19 protein-coding genes are annotated in these 18,559 nt (G+C 72.2%); 6 read left to right on the top strand and 13 right to left on the bottom strand.

The annotated features are described in order from the left end of the window. Window positions 1-33: 33 nt before the first annotated feature. From ACZ6B1_RS05580 to ACZ6B1_RS05555, 6 genes are read right to left on the bottom strand one after another with little or no spacing between them, the layout of a single operon-like run. Entirely contained in the window at window positions 34-960 is a 927-nt protein-coding gene (locus ACZ6B1_RS05580; RefSeq protein WP_468775223.1) for a dihydrodipicolinate synthase family protein, read from the bottom strand. Continuing rightward, window positions 961-1,965, bottom strand: a complete 1,005-nt coding sequence (locus tag ACZ6B1_RS05575) for an oligopeptide/dipeptide ABC transporter ATP-binding protein (RefSeq protein WP_468775221.1) — start codon at window positions 1,963-1,965, stop codon at window positions 961-963. Beyond that, window positions 1,962-2,093: a hypothetical protein gene (locus tag ACZ6B1_RS05570; protein WP_468775220.1), complete on the bottom strand. Its 132-nt coding sequence runs from the start codon at window positions 2,091-2,093 to the stop codon at window positions 1,962-1,964. Before ACZ6B1_RS05570 ends, ACZ6B1_RS05575 begins: the two co-directional genes overlap by 4 nt. Beyond that, window positions 2,090-4,066 carry a dipeptide/oligopeptide/nickel ABC transporter permease/ATP-binding protein gene (locus ACZ6B1_RS05565; protein WP_468775217.1) on the bottom strand — a complete coding sequence of 659 codons (1,977 nt, stop codon included), beginning with the start codon at window positions 4,064-4,066 and terminating at the stop codon, window positions 2,090-2,092. The genes ACZ6B1_RS05570 and ACZ6B1_RS05565 overlap by 4 nt, the downstream gene beginning before the upstream one ends. Next, on the bottom strand, window positions 4,066-5,022 hold the full coding sequence (locus ACZ6B1_RS05560; protein ID WP_468775215.1) for an ABC transporter permease: 957 nt from the start codon (window positions 5,020-5,022) through the stop codon (window positions 4,066-4,068). The genes ACZ6B1_RS05565 and ACZ6B1_RS05560 overlap by 1 nt, the downstream gene beginning before the upstream one ends. Before the next feature lie 4 nt (window positions 5,023-5,026). Continuing rightward, entirely contained in the window at window positions 5,027-6,661 is a 1,635-nt protein-coding gene (locus ACZ6B1_RS05555; RefSeq protein WP_468775213.1) for an ABC transporter substrate-binding protein, read from the bottom strand. Window positions 6,662-6,978: 317 nt separating this feature from the next. On the opposite strand from ACZ6B1_RS05555, the gene ACZ6B1_RS05550 reads away from it, so the two are divergent. The 3 genes from ACZ6B1_RS05550 to ACZ6B1_RS05540 are packed head-to-tail and all read left to right on the top strand — an operon-like array spanning window position 6,979 to window position 8,872. Further along, entirely contained in the window at window positions 6,979-7,203 is a 225-nt protein-coding gene (locus ACZ6B1_RS05550) for a hypothetical protein (protein WP_468775212.1), read from the top strand. A 49-nt stretch (window positions 7,204-7,252) separates the two neighbouring features. After that, window positions 7,253-7,999 (top strand): DNA repair protein RecO, encoded by a 747-nt coding sequence (gene recO / locus ACZ6B1_RS05545; RefSeq protein ID WP_359544663.1) that lies wholly within the window; start codon window positions 7,253-7,255, stop codon window positions 7,997-7,999. Window positions 8,000-8,032: 33 nt separating this feature from the next. Then, window positions 8,033-8,872: an isoprenyl transferase gene (locus ACZ6B1_RS05540; protein ID WP_468775210.1), complete on the top strand. Its 840-nt coding sequence runs from the start codon at window positions 8,033-8,035 to the stop codon at window positions 8,870-8,872. A 130-nt stretch (window positions 8,873-9,002) separates the two neighbouring features. Here the strand turns inward: ACZ6B1_RS05540 and ACZ6B1_RS05535 are convergent, their stop codons facing one another. From ACZ6B1_RS05535 to ACZ6B1_RS05520, 4 genes are read right to left on the bottom strand one after another with little or no spacing between them, the layout of a single operon-like run. After that, window positions 9,003-9,422, bottom strand: a complete 420-nt coding sequence (locus ACZ6B1_RS05535) for a Fur family transcriptional regulator (RefSeq protein WP_468775208.1) — start codon at window positions 9,420-9,422, stop codon at window positions 9,003-9,005. 59 nt (window positions 9,423-9,481) lie between these two features. Further along, window positions 9,482-10,384, bottom strand: coding sequence for a metal ABC transporter permease (locus tag ACZ6B1_RS05530; protein ID WP_358927285.1), 903 nt, complete (start codon window positions 10,382-10,384; stop codon window positions 9,482-9,484). Continuing rightward, entirely contained in the window at window positions 10,384-11,151 is a 768-nt protein-coding gene (locus tag ACZ6B1_RS05525; protein ID WP_468775206.1) for a metal ABC transporter ATP-binding protein, read from the bottom strand. The genes ACZ6B1_RS05530 and ACZ6B1_RS05525 overlap by 1 nt, the downstream gene beginning before the upstream one ends. A gap of 20 nt (window positions 11,152-11,171) precedes the next feature. Next, window positions 11,172-12,149 carry a metal ABC transporter substrate-binding protein gene (locus ACZ6B1_RS05520; RefSeq protein WP_468775204.1) on the bottom strand — a complete coding sequence of 326 codons (978 nt, stop codon included), beginning with the start codon at window positions 12,147-12,149 and terminating at the stop codon, window positions 11,172-11,174. 160 nt (window positions 12,150-12,309) lie between these two features. Here ACZ6B1_RS05520 and ACZ6B1_RS05515 point away from each other — a divergent pair, with 160 nt between their 5' ends. Continuing rightward, window positions 12,310-13,692 carry a glycine--tRNA ligase gene (locus tag ACZ6B1_RS05515; RefSeq protein WP_199210452.1) on the top strand — a complete coding sequence of 461 codons (1,383 nt, stop codon included), beginning with the start codon at window positions 12,310-12,312 and terminating at the stop codon, window positions 13,690-13,692. Between the two features lie 88 nt (window positions 13,693-13,780). Here ACZ6B1_RS05515 and ACZ6B1_RS05510 read toward each other — a convergent pair whose 3' ends face one another. After that, a complete protein-coding gene (locus ACZ6B1_RS05510; protein ID WP_468776036.1) occupies window positions 13,781-14,833 on the bottom strand; it encodes a chitinase in 1,053 nt (350 codons plus the stop codon). A gap of 189 nt (window positions 14,834-15,022) precedes the next feature. Here ACZ6B1_RS05510 and ACZ6B1_RS05505 point away from each other — a divergent pair, with 189 nt between their 5' ends. Next, window positions 15,023-16,033, top strand: coding sequence for an aldo/keto reductase (locus ACZ6B1_RS05505; RefSeq protein ID WP_468775202.1), 1,011 nt, complete (start codon window positions 15,023-15,025; stop codon window positions 16,031-16,033). A 26-nt stretch (window positions 16,034-16,059) separates the two neighbouring features. After that, on the top strand, window positions 16,060-16,662 hold the full coding sequence (locus ACZ6B1_RS05500) for a TetR/AcrR family transcriptional regulator (RefSeq protein WP_468775200.1): 603 nt from the start codon (window positions 16,060-16,062) through the stop codon (window positions 16,660-16,662). 52 nt (window positions 16,663-16,714) lie between these two features. On the opposite strand, the gene ACZ6B1_RS05495 is transcribed toward ACZ6B1_RS05500, so the two are convergent. Next, window positions 16,715-16,939: a hypothetical protein gene (locus ACZ6B1_RS05495; protein ID WP_390058521.1), complete on the bottom strand. Its 225-nt coding sequence runs from the start codon at window positions 16,937-16,939 to the stop codon at window positions 16,715-16,717. Window positions 16,940-17,040: 101 nt separating this feature from the next. Then, window positions 17,041-18,471: an MFS transporter gene (locus ACZ6B1_RS05490; RefSeq protein WP_468775198.1), complete on the bottom strand. Its 1,431-nt coding sequence runs from the start codon at window positions 18,469-18,471 to the stop codon at window positions 17,041-17,043. Window positions 18,472-18,559 lie beyond the last annotated feature (88 nt).

Below are 18,559 nucleotides of genomic sequence, written 5' to 3'. Positions count from 1 at the left end.
ATTCGCTTTTAGGGCCGGCGCGCCCACCCACCCCTACAACAGCCCCGCCGCCGCCAGCAACTTCCCCACCCGCGCCACCTCGTCCCCCGACAGCGGCACCTGGGGCTCGGCCGTCGCCGCGCAGGCGATGACTCCGCGTAGGTGCAGGGCCGTCTTGAAGGCGCCCAGGGCCGAGGAGCTGCCGCCCATCCGGGCCGGGTCGCCCACCCCGACGATGCCGAACAGCGCGCACAGGCGTTCCTGTTCGGCTCGTGCGCCCTCCCAGTCGCCGGCCCGGCACAGGCGGTACAGCCGGACGTACCCGTGCGGGTCGACGTTGGCCAGCCCTGGCACCGCCCCGTCGGCGCCCAGCGCCAGCGCCGAGTCCGCGATGAGTTCTGAGCCGGTCAGCACGCTGAAACCGGCGTGGGCGCGGGCACCCGTGACGACCTCCCGGAACGCCGCCAGGTCCCCGCTGGAGTCCTTCAGCCCGGCCAGCACCCCGTCGGCGGCCAGGCCCAGCACCAGCTCGGCGGGGAGCTTGGTGTGCACGGCGACGGGGATGTCGTAGGCGATCACCGGGACCGGGCTCGCGGCGGCGATCCGGCGGTAGTGGTGGACGATCTCGGCCGGGTGGGTGCGGGCGTAGAAGGGGGCGGTGACGACGACGGCCTCCGCCCCCGCCGCGCAGACCGCCCGGACGTGCTCCAGGACGCGCGGGGTGGTCATGTCGATGGCCCCGGCGAGCACGGGCAGCTGGCCGCCGGCGTGGCCGGCGACGGCCTCCACCACCTGCCGGCGCTGCCGGTCCGTCAGGAACGCCGCCTCCGAGGTCGACCCGAGCACGAACAGCCCGTGCACCCCGCCCGCGACGAGATGGTCGACCAGCCGCAGCAGCGAGGGCACGTCCACCTCGCGCTCCGGTGTCAGGGGGGTGCATACGGGTGGGACGACACCGGTGAGCGGGGCGGGGAAGGTCATTCACGGCTCCTGGCGGGCTGGGTCGCGGATCGGCTGGTCCTCCTCCACAGGATGGTGGCAGCGGTAGCGGTGTCCGGGGCGCGACGCGGCCGAGAACCCCGGCATCTCCCGCGCGCACAGCTCGTCGGCCTTCCAGCAGCGGGTGCGGAAGGGGCAGCCGCTCGGCGGCCGGGTCGCCGACGGCACCGGGCCGGTCAGCGGGATCGGGTCCACGGGGTCCAGCAGACCGGGCGTGGCGGAGAACAGGGCGCGGGTGTACGGGTGCCGGGCGGCGCCGGTGCCCCGGCCGGCCGGGGCGTCCTCCACGATCCGGCCGAGGTACATGGTGATCACCCGGTCGCTCATCCGCCGTACCGTCTGGATGTCGTGCGAGACGAACACCAGGGCCAGCCCGAGGCGTTCCCGCAGATCCAGCAGCAGGTTGAGGATCTGCGCGCGGACCGAGACGTCCAGCGCGCTGGTCGGCTCGTCGGCGACGACCAGGGCGGGGTCGAGGGCGAGCGCCCGGGCGATGGCGACCCGCTGGCGCTGTCCGCCGGACAACTGCCCGGGCAGGGCGTCGGCGAGGGCCCGGGGGAGGCCCACCAGGGCCATCAGCTCCGCGACGCGCTCCTCCCGTTCCGCCCTGGTGCCGCGGGCGTGGACGTCCAGCGGGTCGCGCAGCACCCGGCGTACCGTCAGCCGGCGGTTGAGGGCCGTCGCGGGGTCCTGGAAGATCATGCCGGTGCCCGCGCCCGCCGTGGCCCGGCGTTCGGCGGGCGGCATCGCCCACAGGTCGCGGCCCCGGAATGACACCGACCCGGAGACCGGCCGCTCGATACCCACCAGCACCTTCGCCAGCGTCGACTTCCCGCACCCCGACTCGCCGACCACGCCGACCGTCTCACCGGGGGCGACGGTGAGATCGGCGCCGGTCAGCGCGTACACCCGGTCGCGGGCGAACAGGCCCCCGGTGCGCGCCCGGTGGACCACATGGGCGTCGCGGACCTCCACGACAGCGCTCACCGCGGGGCCTCCTCCGTCGACGTGGGGCGGACCTCGGTCACCGGCGGGCGGTGGCCGGCCGAGCGGCAGCCCGCCGACGCCGGTACCGCACCCTGCGGTGCGTCCCGCACCTCCACGACAGCGCTCACCGCACGGCCTCCTCGTTCTCCGCCGAGGTCAGTGCCACGGCCGGGTGATGGCAGGCGGCCGTGTGCGTGGGCGTGCCGGTGAGGACCGGCACGGTGGTGTGGCACACCCCGGTCGCCCGCGGGCAGCGGTCGGCGAAGCGGCAGCCCGCCGGGAAGCCGGACGGTGCCGGTACGACGCCCTTGATCTGCGTCAGCCGTTCCGCGGCCGACTCCAGCGAGAGCACGCTGCCGAGCAGACCGCGCGTGTAGTGGTGCGCCGGTGCCGCCACCAGGTCGGCGGTCACGCCCGTCTCCACGATCCGCCCGCCGTACATCACCGCCACCCGGTCGGTGACATCGGCGATCAGCGCCAGGTCGTGCGAGACCAGGACCAGCGCGAAGCCCAGCTCCTCGCGCAGCCGCAGCAGCAGCTCCATCACCTGGGCCTGCACGGTGACGTCCAGGGCGGTCGTCGGTTCGTCGGCGACGATCAGGGCGGGGTTGCGGGAGAGGGCCATGGCGATCAGGACGCGCTGGCGCTGGCCGCCGGAGAGTTCGTGCGGATGGCTGCGCAGAGTGCGGGCGGGTTCTAGGCCGACCAGCGACAGCAGCTCCTCCGGGGTACGGCGGCCGCCGCGCCGGACGAGCTGCCCGAGCTGGGCGCGGACGGTCATCGCCGGGTTCAGCGAGGACAGGGCGTCCTGGTAGACCATCGCCATCTCGTGGCCGAGCAGCCGGCGCCGTACCCGGGCCGGCTCGGCGAGCAGGTCCCGCTGCCGGAAGCGGACCTGCCCGCGCACCCGGGCCCCCCGGGGCTCAAGGCCCATCACGGTGAGCGCGGTCAGCGACTTGCCGCAGCCCGACTCGCCCACCAGGCCCAGCACTTCACCGGCGTGCACCTCGAAGCCGACCCCGTCCACGATGTCCACGCCCCCGTGCCGGCCGGGGAAGCCGACGGCCAGGTTCTCCACCGCGAGCACCGGCGGCCCGCCGGGCGCGGGCCGGGGCCGGGCCCGGGAACGCAGCCGCCGCGCGGCCTCGGCCAGGCCGGGCAGCGGCTGCACCTCGCCGGTGCCGGGCTCCGGCGCCTGAAGACGGTCCTCCGGTGCCGCCACCTCCCGGGCCGCCGGGGCCGCCCAGGCGTCGGACACGCCCTCGGAGAGGATGTTCAGCGACAGCACGGTCAGCAGGATCAGCAGACCGGGGAAGACGGTCGCCCACCAGCCGCCGGTCAGCACCATGTTCTTGCCGTCGGCGATGACACTGCCCCAGGACGGGTCCGGGGGCCGCACACCGGCGCCGATGAAGGACAGCGACGCCTCGAAGACGATGGCCTCGGCGACCTGGACCGTGCAGAACACCAGCACCGGGGCGGCACAGTTGACGGCCACGTGGCGCAGCACGATGTGCGGGGTGCGGGCGCCGAGCACGCGTTCGGCGGTGACGTAGTCCTCGCCGTACTGGTCGAGCACATTGGCCCGCACCACCCGCGCCACCGGTGGGGTGAACAGGAACGCGATCGCGCAGACCAGCACGCCGATCCCGCCGCCGAACACGGCGACCAGCACGGCGGCGAGCGCGATCCCGGGGAACGCCATCACCACGTCCAGGCAGCGCATCAGCGTCTCGTCGACGGCCTTGCGGGAGGTGGCCGCCACCGCGCCGGTCAGTGCCCCGGCGACCAGCGCGAGCGCGGTCGCGCCCAGCCCGATGGCGAGGGACCAGCGGGCGCCGTACATCAGCCGGCTGAGGACGTCCCGGCCGAGGCTGTCCTGACCCATCCAGTGCGCGGCGGACGGGTGGCCGGTGCCGCCGGCCGGGTCGAGCTGGTCCAGCGGGTCGTCCGGGGCGAGCACCGGGGCGAGCGCGGCGAGCAGGACCACCAGGACCAGGAAGCAGCCGGCCGCCTTCGACGGCGGTGGCAGCCGGCGCCATCCGCGGAGCCGGAGGCCGGGCCGGGAGAGCCGCTCGGCGAGGTGTGCGCGCGTGACCATCAGGCCGTCCTCAGACGCGGGTTGACGAGCAGATAGAGGATGTCGATGACGAGGTTGACGACGACGAACCCGGTGGCCGTGGTCAGCACGGCCCCCTGGACGACGGCCGGATCGCCGTTGCGCACGGCGTCGATCATCAGCTTGCCCATGCCGGGCAGCGAGAAGATCGTCTCGATGACGACCGCGCCGCCGAGCAGATAGCCCACGCGCAGCCCCAGCACGGTGAGCGGGTTGACGAGGGCGTTGCGCAGCACGTTCCTCCCGACGACCACCCGGGGCGGCAGCCCGCTGCCGATCGCGGTGCGCACGTAGTCCTTGTCCAGTTCCTCCACCACCGAGGTCCGTACGATCCGGGTGAGCTGCGCGGCCACCGGCAGGGAGAGCGCGAAGGCGGGCAGGGCCATGGTCCGCAGCCAGCCGGTGACCGAGTCGGCCGGGTTGACATAGCCGCCGGTCGGGAACCAGCCCCGGTCCACGGCCAGGTACTGGATCATCAGCAGCGCCAGCCAGAAGCCGGGCGCGGCGACCCCGACCAGCGAGACGACCCGGATGACCTGGTCCGGCAGCCGGTCCCGGTAGACGGCCGCCGTGACGCCGGCCGCCAGCGCCAGCACCACCGCGATGCCGAGGCCGAGGAAGGTGAGCTGGAGGGTGAGCGGCAGCGCGGTCGTCACCTGGTCGGCGACGGGGGCGCGGGTCAGGGCGCTGGTGCCGAGGTCGCCGTGGAGCAGGTCGCCCACGAAGTGGACGTACCGCACCGGGAGCGGGTCCAGCAGGCCGTTGCGCTCGCGGAAGTCGTGCAGCTGCCGCGGGGTCGGGTTCGCCCCCTGGAAGAACGCGGAGGCCGGGTCGGCGTCGGAGAACCGCATCACCAGGAACACGAACAGCACGATCCCGAGCAGCAGCGGTACGAGCAGGGCGACGCGGCGGAGCAGGATCCGGACGACGGCCGTCATGCCGTCAGACCCACCGGGCCCGCAGGAGGTTGATCCCGGGGTACGGCTGTGGCCTTATCCCGGTGAGGCGGCGCGGGTCCCAGGCGGTCATCAGCTCGTTGTGGACGACCGGGTAGAGCACGGCCTGTTCGGCGACGACGTCGATGTAGTCCTGGATCATCGCCTTCTTCCGCGCCGGGTCCGGCTCCCGGGTCGCCCGGTCCATGTCCCGGAAGAGCCGCCTCGCGACGGGGTGGCCGGCCCACCGGGTGTACCGCATCCACAGGTTCTCGGGGCCGTAGTTGTAGTGCATGATCAGGTCGGCGTCGAGTCCGAACTGGTTGGGGTTGGAGGCCGCGGCCACCACCTGGTAGTCCCGCTTCTGGTCCATCTTGGTGAACACGGCGGTGGTCTCCTGCGGGGCGAGGGTCGTCCGCACGCCGACGGCGTCCCAGGACGCCTTGATGGTCGGCAGGCAGTCCACGATCCAGCTCACGTTGACCGCGAGGATCTCGATCTCCAGGTCCTCGACCCCGGCGGCCCTCAGCAGTGCTCTGGCCTTCGCGGGATCGTGGCCGTAGACGGTCCTGGCCCGCCGGTAGCCGGGGTTGGCCTCGTCGAGGAACGACGTCGCCGGCCTGCCGTGCCCCTTCAGCGCGACCCGCACCATCTTCTCGGTGTCGATGGCGTAGTGCAGCGCCTGCCGGACGCGGACGTCGTCGAAGGGCTTGTGCCGGGTGTCGAACATCAGGAACAGGTTGTTCATCCCGGACCCGCCGGCGACCTTCAGACCGCCCTGTTCCAGGCGGGGGATGTTGGCGTAGGGGATGTTGTCGGCGATCTGGGCCCCCGCGCCGGTCCCGGAGATCTTCGCCACGCGGGGCGCCGCGTCGACGATCGTCAGCCAGTTCATCCGCCGGAACGCCGGCCTGCGGGGGCCGTTGTAGGCGTCGTAAGCCTCGAAGACGGTGTTCGACTTCGGGTGGTGCGCGGTCTGCCGGTACGGTCCGGAGCCCACCGCGAGCCCTTTGATCGCGTCGTCCCAGGCGCCGGGCCGCGAGAACACGTGCTTGGGCATGATCTTGGCGAGGGTGAGCCGGGCGAGGCCGTCCGGGAAGGGGAACCGGAGGACCAGTTCGACGGTCCGGGCGTCCACCTTCCGCACCTCCTTCAGCCAGCTCGCGAAGAAGCCCTTGGCGAGGCTCTGGGTGTGCGGGTCGAGGATCCGGTCGTAGACGAAGACGACGTCGTCGGCGGTGACGGGCCTGCCGTCGTGGAAGGTCGCCCCGGTGCGCAGGGTGAACCGCCAGGTCGTGGCGCCGGGGTCGGCCGGCGGCGCGGTGGCGAGCGCCGGGTACGGCGCCCGGGAGATCGGGTCGGTGTCGAGCAGCCCCTCGTAGATGTGGTTGTTCGCGGCCATGCAGAACGCGGACGCCGTCTGCGTCGGATCCCAGCTCCCGTCGTTGCCGTACCCGATCACCGCGGTCAGGGTGCGGTCCTTGCCGGCGCCCCCGTCCCCGGTGTCGTTCGTCGACTCCGGCCCGGCGGAGCAGCCCGCCAGCGCGGGCGGCAGGGCGGCGGCCGCGCCGAGCGCCCCGGTGTACGTCAGGAACGACCGGCGGCGCGGGGCCGGCACGTCGGGGGTCACATCGTCGCGCACGGTTCCTCCAGCGGGTCGGGAGGTCGGGGCAAGGCGGTGAGAGGGGGAGATGGGACGTTCTACGTCCGATTCGTCAGCGCGACCATAGGAGGGCCCACAGGGGTGGTCAAGGGATCGCACACGAATGGCCCAGCCGCCGGCCCGGCCGCCAAAGGTCGTGCCAATGGCGGGCAACGAACGGCGGTGGGCGCGGAGTTGACGCGGGCCGGCCGGCGGCGCCGCGGGCAGACTCCGGCCGAGTGTAGACACACTGGGCCACCAGGGGCATGCGAAGAGTGAAAATGCCGGAGGCAGGGGAGCCACCGGAGGTGGACGCGATGAATCTCCCCGCCGGCTCCTGTGCCGTCGACACCCGTACCGGACGCCTCGGCATCGTCATGGGGCACGAGGGGCCGTACGTACAGCTTCGGCCCTACGGGGGCGGCCGGGAGTGGGACTGCGACCCGCGGGCCGTGCGGGAGGCCACCCACGCCGAACGGCTCCACGCCGAGACGGCGTACGTCAGCGCCCGCACGGCCGGGCACGGGAGGCCGGTGGCCTGAAGAACCGCCCGCGGGCCCGGCGGCCCGTGCGGGCGGGCAGAATGGAGCCATGAGTCTGTTCCGCGACGACGGCATCGTCCTGCGGACCCAGAAACTCGGCGAAGCGGACCGCATCATCACGCTGCTCACCCGCGGGCACGGCCGGGTACGGGCCGTGGCCAGGGGTGTGCGTCGGACGAAGTCGAAGTTCGGGGCCCGGCTGGAGCCGTTCTCCCATGTCGACGTGCAGTTCTTCGCGCGGGGCAGCGAACTGGTCGGACGCGGGCTGCCGCTGTGCACGCAGAGCGAGACCATCGCCCCGTACGGCGGCGGGATCGTGGCCGACTACGCCCGGTACACCGCGGGCACCGCCATGCTGGAGACCGCCGAGCGGTTCACCGACCACGAGGGCGAGCCGGCCGTCCAGCAGTACCTGCTCCTCGTCGGCGGGCTGCGCACCCTCGCCCGCGGCGAGCACGCCCCGCACCTCGTCCTCGACGCCTTCCTGCTGCGCTCGCTCGCCGTCAACGGCTACGCGCCCAGCTTCGGCGACTGCGCGAAGTGCGGGATGCCCGGCCCGAACCGGTTCTTCTCGGTCGCCTCCGGCGGCTCGGTCTGCGTCGACTGCCGGGTGCCGGGCAGTGTCGTGCCCTCTCCGCAGACCCTGGTGCTGCTGGGCGCGCTGCTTACGGGAGACTGGGAGACGGCGGACGCGTGCGAGGCGCGCTACGTCCGGGAGGGCAGCGGGCTGGTGTCCGCCTATCTGCACTGGCATCTGGAGCGCGGGCTGCGCTCGCTCCGGTATGTCGAGAAGTAAGCGCGAGCAGAGCCAGAAGGAGTCGAGGAGCACATGGTCGTACGCGGGATCCTGGGAAGCCGGCGCCGCGAGTACAGGGCGCCCGAGCCGCACCCGTCCGGTGCCCGCGCGCCGAAGCTCCCGGGCGAGCTGGTGCCGAACCACGTGGCGATCGTCATGGACGGCAACGGCCGCTGGGCGAAGGACCGGGGGCTGCCGCGCACCGAGGGGCACAAGGTCGGCGCCGAGCGGGTGCTGGACGTGCTGCAGGGCTCGATCGAGATCGGCGTCCGCAACATCTCCCTGTACGCCTTCTCCACCGAGAACTGGAAGCGCTCGCCCGACGAGGTCCGCTTCCTGATGAACTTCAACCGCGACTTCATCCGCCGGACCCGCGACCAGCTCGACGCGCTGGGCATCCGGGTGCGCTGGGTGGGTCGTATGCCCAGGCTGTGGAAGTCGGTGGCCAAGGAGCTCCAGGTCGCCCAGGAGCAGACCAAGGACAACGACCTGCTCACCCTGTACTTCTGCATGAACTACGGCGGCCGGGCCGAGATCGCCGACGCGGCGCAGCGGCTCGCCGAGGACGTGAAGGCGGGCCGGCTCGACCCGTCCAAGGTCAATGAGAAGACCGTCCAGAAGTACCTGTACTACCCGGACATGCCGGACGTCGACCTCTTCCTGCGCCCCAGCGGTGAGCAGCGCACCTCCAACTACCTGCTCTGGCAGAGCGCCTACGCGGAGATGGTCTTCCAGGACGTGCTGTGGCCCGACTTCGACCGCCGCGACCTGTGGCGGGCCTGCATCGAGTTCGCCTCCCGCGACCGCCGCTTCGGCGGTGCGATCCCCAACGAGGAGCTCGCCGCGATGGAAGGCCGCACCGAGGAGGAGTGACGGCGGTCGCCGGTTGCGCCGGGTGCCGGTGGGGCCGTCGGGGGTCTCCTGGCCCCCGCCGCCCCCCTCCTCCCGCCCCTGGGGACGTCGCCCCTTCGGCTTGGCCGGTGAGGGGGAGCGGGGCGAGGGGTCAGCCGCCGGAGGCCGTCGCGCAGTCCGCGCACGTGCCGAAGATCTCCACCGTGTGCGCCACGTTCACATAGCCGTGCTCGGCCGCGATGGCCTCCGCCCACTTCTCCACCGCCGGGCCCTCGACCTCGACCGCCTTGCCGCAGGTGCGGCAGACCAGGTGGTGGTGGTGTTCGCCGGTGGAGCAGCGGCGGTAGACGGACTCGCCCTCGGAGGTGCGCAGGACGTCGACCTCGCCGGCCTCGGCGAGGGACTGCAGGGTGCGGTAGACGGTGGTGAGCCCGACCGAGTCGCCCTTGTGCTTGAGCATGTCGTGCAGGTCCTGCGCGCTGCGGAACTCGTCGACCTCGTCCAGGGCCGCCGCCACAGCGGCACGCTGCCGGGTGGCGCGGCCCTTCACGGGCGGTCCAGCGGTCGTCACCGGTTGCCTCCTCGTCTCGCGTCTGCCCGGGACATTGTGCCAGCCCGGGACGCCCGCGGTCAGACGCCGACGCCGTCCCCGGCCGCCCGTCCGGCCGGAATCGAGCACTCCGCGGGGTCCCCGGCCGGCCGTGCCGCGGCCGCCGCGCGGGCGCGCCGCCGGGCCAGCGGAGCGGCGGCCGCGGTGAGCGCGACGAACGCGGCGATGGTCAGCAGCACGATCGTCGCGCCGGGCGGCACGTCCTGGTAGAACGACGTGATCGTGCCGCTGATCGTCACGGTGATGCCGAGGGCGACGGCGATCGCGAAGGTCGCGGCGAAGCTGCGGGTGAGCTGCTGGGCGGCGGCGACCGGCACGACCATGAGCGCGGAGACCAGGATCAGCCCGACCACCCGCATGGCGACCGTCACCGTGACCGCCGCGGTGACCGCGGTGAGCAGGTTCAGCGCGCGCACCGGAAGACCGGTGACCCGCGCGAACTCCTCGTCCTGGCTGACCGCGAACAACTGGCGGCGCAGCCCCAGGGTGACCAGGACCACGAACGCGGCAAGCACCATGATCGCGGTCACGTCGGACGGGGAGACCGTCGACAGCGAGCCGAACAGGTACGAGGTCAGGTTCGCGTTGGAGCCGCCGGGCGCGATGTTGACGAACATCACGCCGCCCGCCATGCCGCCGTAGAAGAGCATGGCGAGCGCGATGTCGCCGCGCGTCCTGCCGTACCAGCGGATCAGCTCCATCAGGACCGAGCCGAGCACCGAGACGGCCGTGGCCATCCACACCGGGGAGGCGTTCAGCAGGAAGCCGAGGCCGACGCCGGTCATCGCCACGTGCCCGATGCCGTCGCCCATCAGGGGCTGGCGGCGCTGGACGAGGTAGATGCCGATCGCGGGCGCGGTGACGCCGACCAGGACGGCCGCGAGGAGCGCTCGCTGCATGAAGGCGTAGTTCAGGAATTCCATCAGCTCAGCAGTCCCGTGCGGATCGGTTCGGTGCCCGCGGGCGCGTGCGGGTGTACGTGGTCGTGGCCGGGCAGGGCGTGTTGTCCCAGCGCCTTCGGCGGCGGGCCGTCGTGCAGCACGCAGCCGTCGCGCAGGACGACCGCCCGGTCGATCAGGGGCTCCAGCGGGCCCAGTTCGTGCAGTACGAGCAGGACCGTGGCGCCCTGGGCGACCTGCTCGCGCAGGGTCGCGGCCAGTACCTCCTGGCTGGCCAGGTCGACGCCCGCCATCGGCTCGTCCATGATCAGCAGCTCGGGCTCGGCGACCAGGGCGCGGGCGATCAGCACCCGCTGGTGCTGGCCGCCCGAGAGGGCGTTCACCGAGTCCCCGGCGCGGTCCGCCATGCCGACCAGCTCCAGGGCGCGGCGCACGGCCTCCCGGTCGGCCTTGCGGAAGAGGCCGAAGCGGGTGCGGGACAGCCGGCCCGAGGAGACGATCTCGCTCACGGTCGCCGGCACCCCGCCGGCGACCGTGGTGCGCTGCGGTACGTAGCCCACGCGCCCCCAGTCGCGGAAGGTGCGGCGGGGGGTGCCGAACAGCTCGATCGTGCCGCCGGCGGCCGGCACCTGGCCGATGATCGTGCGGATCGCCGTGGACTTGCCGGAGCCGTTGGCGCCGAGCAGCGCGACCACCTCGCCGCGGCCCACGGTGATGTCGATGCCGCGCAGCACGGGGCGCGCGCCGAGTTCGGCGGTCACCCTGCGCATCGCTATGACGGGTTCGTCCATGATCTGCCCCTCCATGCCGGTCACTTGGCGCCCAGAGCCAGCTGGAGCGCCTTGAGGTTGGCCTCCTGGACCGAGAAGTAGTCCGTGCCGCGGGACTTGGCCGTGATGCCCTCGAGCGGGTCCAGGACGTCGGTCCGCAGGCCGGCGTCGTTCGCCACCGTCTTCGCGGTCCGGTCGCTGACGAGCGTCTCGTAGAAGACGGTGGTGACGCCGTCGGCCCCGGCCATCCCCTGCAGGTCCCTGATGCGCGCGGCGCTGGGCTCCGACTCGGGGTCGAGGCCGTTGATGGCCTCCTCGGTGAGTCCGTAGCGCTCGGCGAGGTAGCCGAAGGCGGCGTGGGTGGTGACGAAGACCTTGGTGTCCGTGTGTGCCAGGCCGTCCTTGAAGCGGGTGTTCAGGGCGTCCAGCTTCTTCACCAGGGCCGCGGTGTTCTTCCGGTAGTCGGCCGCGTGGTCCGGGTCGGCCTTCTCGAAGGCCCTGCCGACGCCCTCGGCGACCTGGGCGTAGCGCACCGGGTCGAGCCAGATGTGCGGGTCCTTGCCGCCGGACTCCTCGCCCTCGTGCGTGTCGTGCTCGGCCGCGTGGCCGCCGACCTCGTCGCCGTGCTGTTCCAGGGTGGTCAGCGAGGCCGCGTCGATCTTGGTCCGGACCGGGGACTGGGCCACCGCCTCGTCGACGCTCGGCTGCAGGCCCTTCAGGTACAGCACGGCGTCGGACTGCTCGAGCCGGCCGATCTGCCGGGGGCTGATCTCCAGGTCGTGCGGCTCCTGTCCGGGGGAGGTGAGCGTGGTGACGTCGACGTGACCGCCGCCGATCCGCTCGGCCAGGAAGGTCATCGGGTAGAACGACGCGACGACGCCGAACCTGCCCGGGTGGCCCGCAGCGGCGCTGTCGGTGGAGCAGCCGGTGAGGGTCGCCAGGCCCAGCGCGGTGGCGACCGCGACCGCGGGTCCGGCCGTGCCTATTCGGGAGGACGCGCGGCGTCGACGTTCGTTCATGACAGTCATTTTCAACTAACATGGAAACCGTTGTCAACAACGCCGGGTGAGACCGTGGACAGGGGGCCGATTTGGTTGTGGGGGAGCCTGCGCCGGTAACCTGAATCATTCGCTGGAAGCATCTCGCTTCAACGCCCGTCGTCGTAATGAAGAGAGCACCGTGGCCGCCGACAAGATCGACACCATCGTCAGCCTGAGCAAGCGCCGTGGCTTCGTTTTCCCCTGCAGTGAGATCTACGGCGGACAGCGTGCCGCCTGGGACTACGGACCGCTGGGTGTCGAGCTCAAGGAGAACATCAAGCGTCAGTGGTGGCGCTACATGGTGACGTCGCGCGAGGACGTGGTCGGTATCGACTCGTCCGTCATCCTGGCCTCCGAGGTCTGGGTCGCCTCCGGTCACGTCGCCACGTTCACGGACCCGCTGACCGAGTGCACCTCGTGTCACAAGCGGTTCCGCGCCGACCACCTCGAGGAGGCGTACGAGGAGAAGAAGGGCCACGCCCCGGCGAACGGCCTGGCCGACATCAACTGCCCGAACTGCGGCAACAAGGGCCAGTTCACCGAGCCCAAGCAGTTCTCGGGTCTGCTGTCGACGCACCTCGGCCCGACCCAGGACTCCGGCTCCGTCGCCTACCTGCGCCCGGAGACCGCCCAGGGAATCTTCACCAACTTCGCCCAGGTCCAGACCACCTCGCGCCGCAAGCCGCCGTTCGGCATCGCGCAGATGGGCAAGTCCTTCCGCAACGAGATCACGCCCGGCAACTTCATCTTCCGGACCCGCGAGTTCGAGCAGATGGAGATGGAGTTCTTCGTCAAGCCGGGCGAGGACGAGAAGTGGCAGGAGTACTGGATGGAGCAGCGCTGGAACTGGTACACCGGTCTCGGCCTGCGCACCGAGAACATGCGGTGGTACGAGCACCCGAAGGAGAAGCTCTCCCACTACTCCAAGCGCACCGCCGACATCGAGTACCGCTTCCAGTTCGGCGGCAGCGAGTGGGGCGAGCTCGAGGGTGTCGCCAACCGCACCGACTACGACCTCGGCGCGCACTCCAAGGCCTCCGGCCAGGACCTCTCCTACTTCGACCAGGAGGCCCAGGAGCGCTGGACGCCGTACGTCATCGAGCCCGCGGCCGGTGTCGGCCGCACGATGCTGGCCTTCCTCCTCGACGCCTACGTCGAGGACGAGGCGCCCAACGCCAAGGGCAAGATGGAGAAGCGCACGGTGCTCCGCCTGGACCACCGCCTCGCGCCGGTGAAGGTCGCCGTGCTCCCGCTGTCCCGCAACCCGGAGCTGTCGCCGAAGGCCAAGGGCCTCGCCCAGGCGCTGCGCCAGAACTGGAACATCGAGTTCGACGACGCGGGCGCCATCGGCCGCCGCTACCGCCGCCAGGACGAGATCGGCACCCCGTTCTGCGTGACGGTCGACTTCGACACGCTCGAGGACAACGCGGTGACCGTGCGCGAGCGCGACACCATGAAGCAGGAGCGCGTGTCCCTGGACCAGATCGAGGGCTACCTGGCCCAGCGCCTGCTGGGCTGCTGAGGCCCGCGGCACCCACGCCTGAACGCCCGCTCCCCGGCCGGTTCATCCGGCCGGGGAGCGGGCGTTCGTGCTGTGTCCGGTGACGGGCTCAACGTCCCTGCAGCGACTTCACGTTGTCGCCGAAGGTCCAGTTCTTCGAGCCGTCCCAGTTGACCGACCAGGTCATCAGGCCCTTGAGCGAGGTGCCGTAGTGCCGCCAGGCCTGGGAGACGAGGGACGGGGACATGTAGCCGCCGCCCGCGCCCGGCTGGGCCGGCAGGCCCGGGACCTGCTTGTCGTACGGCACTCTGATCGTCGTGCCCTGCACCACCAGCCCCTTGTTCAGGCAGTCGGTCTGCGCGGTGAAGCCCGTCACCGTGCCCGCCGGGTAGGAGTCGCCGGAACAGCCGTACATGCTGCCGTTGTAGTACTGCGTGTTCAGCCACCACAGCCGGCCGTTGTCCGCGTACTTCTTGATGACCGGCAGGTACGCGCCCCAGATCGAGCCGTAGGCGACGCTGCCACCGGTGACGTACGCGGTCTCCGGGGCCATCGTCAGGCCGAAGCCGGACGGCATGCGGGCCAGCACCCCGTCGATGATGCGGATCAGGTTGGCCTGGGACGTGGAGAGCCGGCTGATGTCCCCGCTGCCCACCAGGCCGGTCTCGATGTCGATGTCGATGCCGTCGAAGTTGTACTTCTGCAGGATCGGCACGATGGTCGCGACGAACCGGTCGGCGACCGCGCCGGAGGACAGGTCGATGCCGGCGGCCGCGCCCCCGATGGAGAGCAGGATCGTCTGCCCGGAGGCCTTGGCGGCGCACATCTCGGCGGGCGTGGCCACCTTCACGCCGCTGTCCATGCCGTCCTCCCAGAGCGCCGTGCCGTCCGAGCGGATGACCGGGAAGGCCGCGTTGACGACGTTGTAGCCGTGCGCGGCTATGCGGGAGTCGGTGATCGGGGTCCAGCCGAAGGGCGGGTGGACGCCGTTGGCGGAACCGTCCCAGTTCTCCCAGTAGCCCTGGAGCACCTTGCCGGCCGGCCGTGACTTCACCGCGCAGGTGTCGGCGGCGGAGGCGGTGGGGGCGGTCGCCACGGCGAGCGGTGCGAGGACGGCGGTGGTGAGCGCGGCGGTGAGCAGTCTCAGCGTGCGGCGGAGCATGCGGATCCTCCCGGTGGGGGTGCGGTGAGGTGTCGTAGGCATGACAGTGCTCTGGTCCAGACCTTTCGTCAATAGGTCTGGACCAATTCAACCCTGGGTGCGCTGAGGCAAGGGGCGTCCGACATGGCGGCTGACAAGTATGGAGTGACAGATATTGAAATCTGTCATCCGTCATGTCATGGTGGAGGCATGACGATGCCAACCCGAAACCTCGGAAACACCGGCCCCCAGGTCTCCGCCCTCGGCCTCGGCTGCATGGGCATGTCCGCGCTGTACGGCGACACCGACCGGGCCGAGTCCGTCGCGACCGTCCACGCGGCCCTGGACGCGGGTGTGACCCTGCTGGACACCGGCGACTTCTACGCCATGGGCCACAACGAGATGCTGCTCGGCGAGGCCCTGCGCACCGCCCCGGCGGCCGCCCGGGACAACGCGCTGGTCAGCGTGAAGTTCGGCGCCCTGCGCGACCCGGACGGCGACTGGAGCGGCTTCGACGGCCGGCCCGCCGCCGTGCGGAACTTCGCCGCCTACTCCCTGCAGCGCCTCGGCGTGGACCACATCGACGTCTACCGGCTCGCCCGCCTAGACCCGGACGTCCCGATCGAGGAGACCGTCGGCGCGATCGCCGAGCTGATCGAGAAGGGATACGTCCGGCACGTCGGCCTGAGCGAGGTCGGCGCCGAGACCATCCGCCGGGCCGCCGCCACCGCGCCCGTCGCCGACCTCCAGATCGAGTACTCCCTGATCTCTCGGGGCATCGAGCGGGACATCCTGCCGGCCACCCGGGAGCTCGGCATCGGCATCACCGCCTACGGCGTGCTCTCCCGCGGACTGATCTCCGGGCACTACACCCGTGACCGGCGACTGCCCGCGGGAGACTTCCGCTCCTTCTCGCCCCGCTTCCAGGGCGAGAACCTCCAGCACAACCTGAACCTGGTCGAAGCGCTGCGCAAGATCGCCGAACAGAAGGGCGTCACGGTCGCGCAGATCGCCATCGCCTGGGTGCTCTCGCGCGGCGAGGACATCGTGCCGCTCGTCGGCGCCCGCACCCGCGAGCGGCTCGCCGAGTCCCTGGGCGCGCTGGACGTGACCCTGGACGAGGCCGACCACGCCGCGATCGAGGAGGCCGTCCCGGCAGACGCGGCGGCGGGCGACCGCTACCCGAGCGCGCAGATGGCACTCCTCGACAGCGAACGCTGATCCGGCTCCCCGGTACGGTCTAAGGCATGGCACCGACCAGCGAGACCCTGACCGCCGAGCGCATCCTCGAAGCGACCGAGGAGGTGCTGCGCCGCCACGGCCCGGCCAAGGCCACCGTGGTCGACGTGGCCCGCGCGCTCGGCGTCAGCCACGGCAGCGTCTACCGGCACTTCCGTACCAAGGCGGCGCTGCGCGAGGCGGTGACCAAGCGGTGGCTGGACCGCACCTCGGAGCGGCTGGCCGGGATCGCCGCCGGGGCCGGCGCCCCGGAGGACCGGCTGCGGGACTGGCTGGCGGCCCTGTTCGAGGCCAAGCGGCACAAGGCCGGCGACGACCCGGAACTGTTCGCCACCTACACCGTGCTCACCGACGAGAACGGCACGGTGGTCGGCGACCACCTCGCCGACCTGACCGGCCAGCTCACCCGCATCATCGAGGCGGGCATGACGTCGGGCGCCTTCGCCCCCGCCGACTCCGCCACCACGGCCCGCGCCGTCTTCCAGGCCACCGGCCGCTTCCACGACCCGTGTTACGCCCGGGAGTGGCAGGGGCCCGGCATCGAGGAGGAGTTCACGGCCGTCGTGGAGCTGCTGACACGAGGGCTGCGATCGGCCGACGGCCGGGACTGAGCGCCAGCGGTGCGCCCAGCGGGGGGCACCGGATCATCACACCCCGAGGCCGTCAGCGTGACGGCTGCCGGGTTCCCGCAGGGTCCACCGTCGCCTGGTGGGCCTCGGCCAGATGTTCCTCGGCCTTCAACCAGGGCAGGAACTGGGCGCTGCGGGACCAGCCGCAGGTGTCGCATCCGATCGTGCGCTGGACACCGGTGCGACGCACCCGGACCACGTGCTCCCGGCCGTGCTGGTCCCACCGGCTGACCTTGCTGGTGCTGTTGTCCCGCGACATGACGCCTCCCCGCGTCCGGCACGTCCGACCGCAAGGAGTGTGCAGCAAGTCCAACATCAACGGGGATTCCCCGGCGGCGAGTTGCCCCGGCCGAGCCGGGCTCAGCCGACCCGGCGGGGCAGCCGCAGGCTCAGCAGGCCGGTCAGGACGATCCCGGCGAGCTGCACCAGCAGCGTGATGACCAGCGCGTCCCGCATGCCCTGATGCGGGACCAGGGTCAGGAACAGGGTGCCGAGGGTGGCCACCCCGAGGGCGAACGCCGACTGCTGGGTGGTGACCATCACACCGCTGCCCACTCCGGCCCGGATCGGCGGAACCTCGGACATCACGATGCGCAGCACGTTGGGCAGTTGCAGCGCCTGCCCGGCACCGGCGACCGCCGCGCCCGGCAGCAGCGCGCCGAAGCCCAGGTGCGGCCAGTCCCGCCAGGCGGCGAGGGCGATCAGCAGCACGCCCACGCCCTGCAGGACGGAGCCCGCGGTGACCACCCGGGTGCCGTACCGGGCGATCAGACGCGGCCCGGCCAGCGAGACGAACAGGAACGCCACGGCCATCGGCGCGAGCGCGAGCCCCGCCGGCACCGGACCGAGTCCGGCTCCCCGCTGCAGCGCCAGCGCGATGACGAACATGAAGCCGCTGAAGCCGATCGAGAACGGCAGCATCAGCGCCAGCCCCCGCCGCAGCGACGCCAGCGCGAACAGGCTGGGCGGCACCAGCGGGGTCCGCCCCCACCGGTCCGCCCGCCGCTCCACCGCGTAGAACGCGGCCGCGGCGAACGGGAACGCGGCCAGCGACAGCCAGGTCCACAGCGGCCAGCCCGCCGCGCGGCCCTCGGTGAGCGGGGCGAGCAGGGTCAGCAGGGACACGGCGAGCAGGACGGTACCGGGTACGTCGACGGGCTCCGGGCGCTGCGAGCGGGTCTCCGGCATGTGCCGCACGGCCAGCACCAGCCCCAGCAGGACGACCGGGACGTTGACGAGGAAGATCGCCCGCCAGCCGCTACCGGCGATGTCCGCCGCGACCAGCACGCCGCCCAGGATCTGGCCCGCCACCATGGACAGCCCGGCCGTGGCGCCGTACAGGCTCATGGCCTTCGCCCGGCGGGTGCCGCTGGTGGCGGCCTGGATGGTGGCGAGCACCTGCGGCAGCATCGCGGCGGCCGAGGCGCCCTGCGCGACCCGCGCCGCGACGAGGCTCCAGGCGCCCGGGGCGAGCCCGCAGGCCAGCGAGGTCAGCCCGAAGGCGGCCATTCCGAAGAGGAACAGCCGGCGCCGCCCGAACAGGTCCCCGAGCCGCCCGCCGAGCACGAGCAGCACGGCGTAGGCGACCCCGTACCCGGCCACGACCAGCTCCAGCACGGCCTCGCCCGCGGCGAGATCGGCGCCGATGGTCGGCAGCGCGACATTGACGATGAAGAAGTCGACCAGCGGCAGCGCCGCGGCCAGCAGAACGGTGAACAGCCCCGGCCCGCTCAGCGCGGGCGGCGCGGCCGCCGGGGCACGGACGGCGGGGGTGGTGACGGTCTCGGTCATGGCACCGAGCCTGCGCCCGTGCTCAGACTGGTACCAGAGTGTTCTGATCCTGGTAGAAGAAGTACCTGGCAACAGGATCCGCAGGGCG

The sequence above is a fragment of the Streptomyces sp. NPDC041129 genome, assembly GCF_055592265.1.
This window is presented reverse-complemented; position numbering and strand designations above follow the sequence as displayed.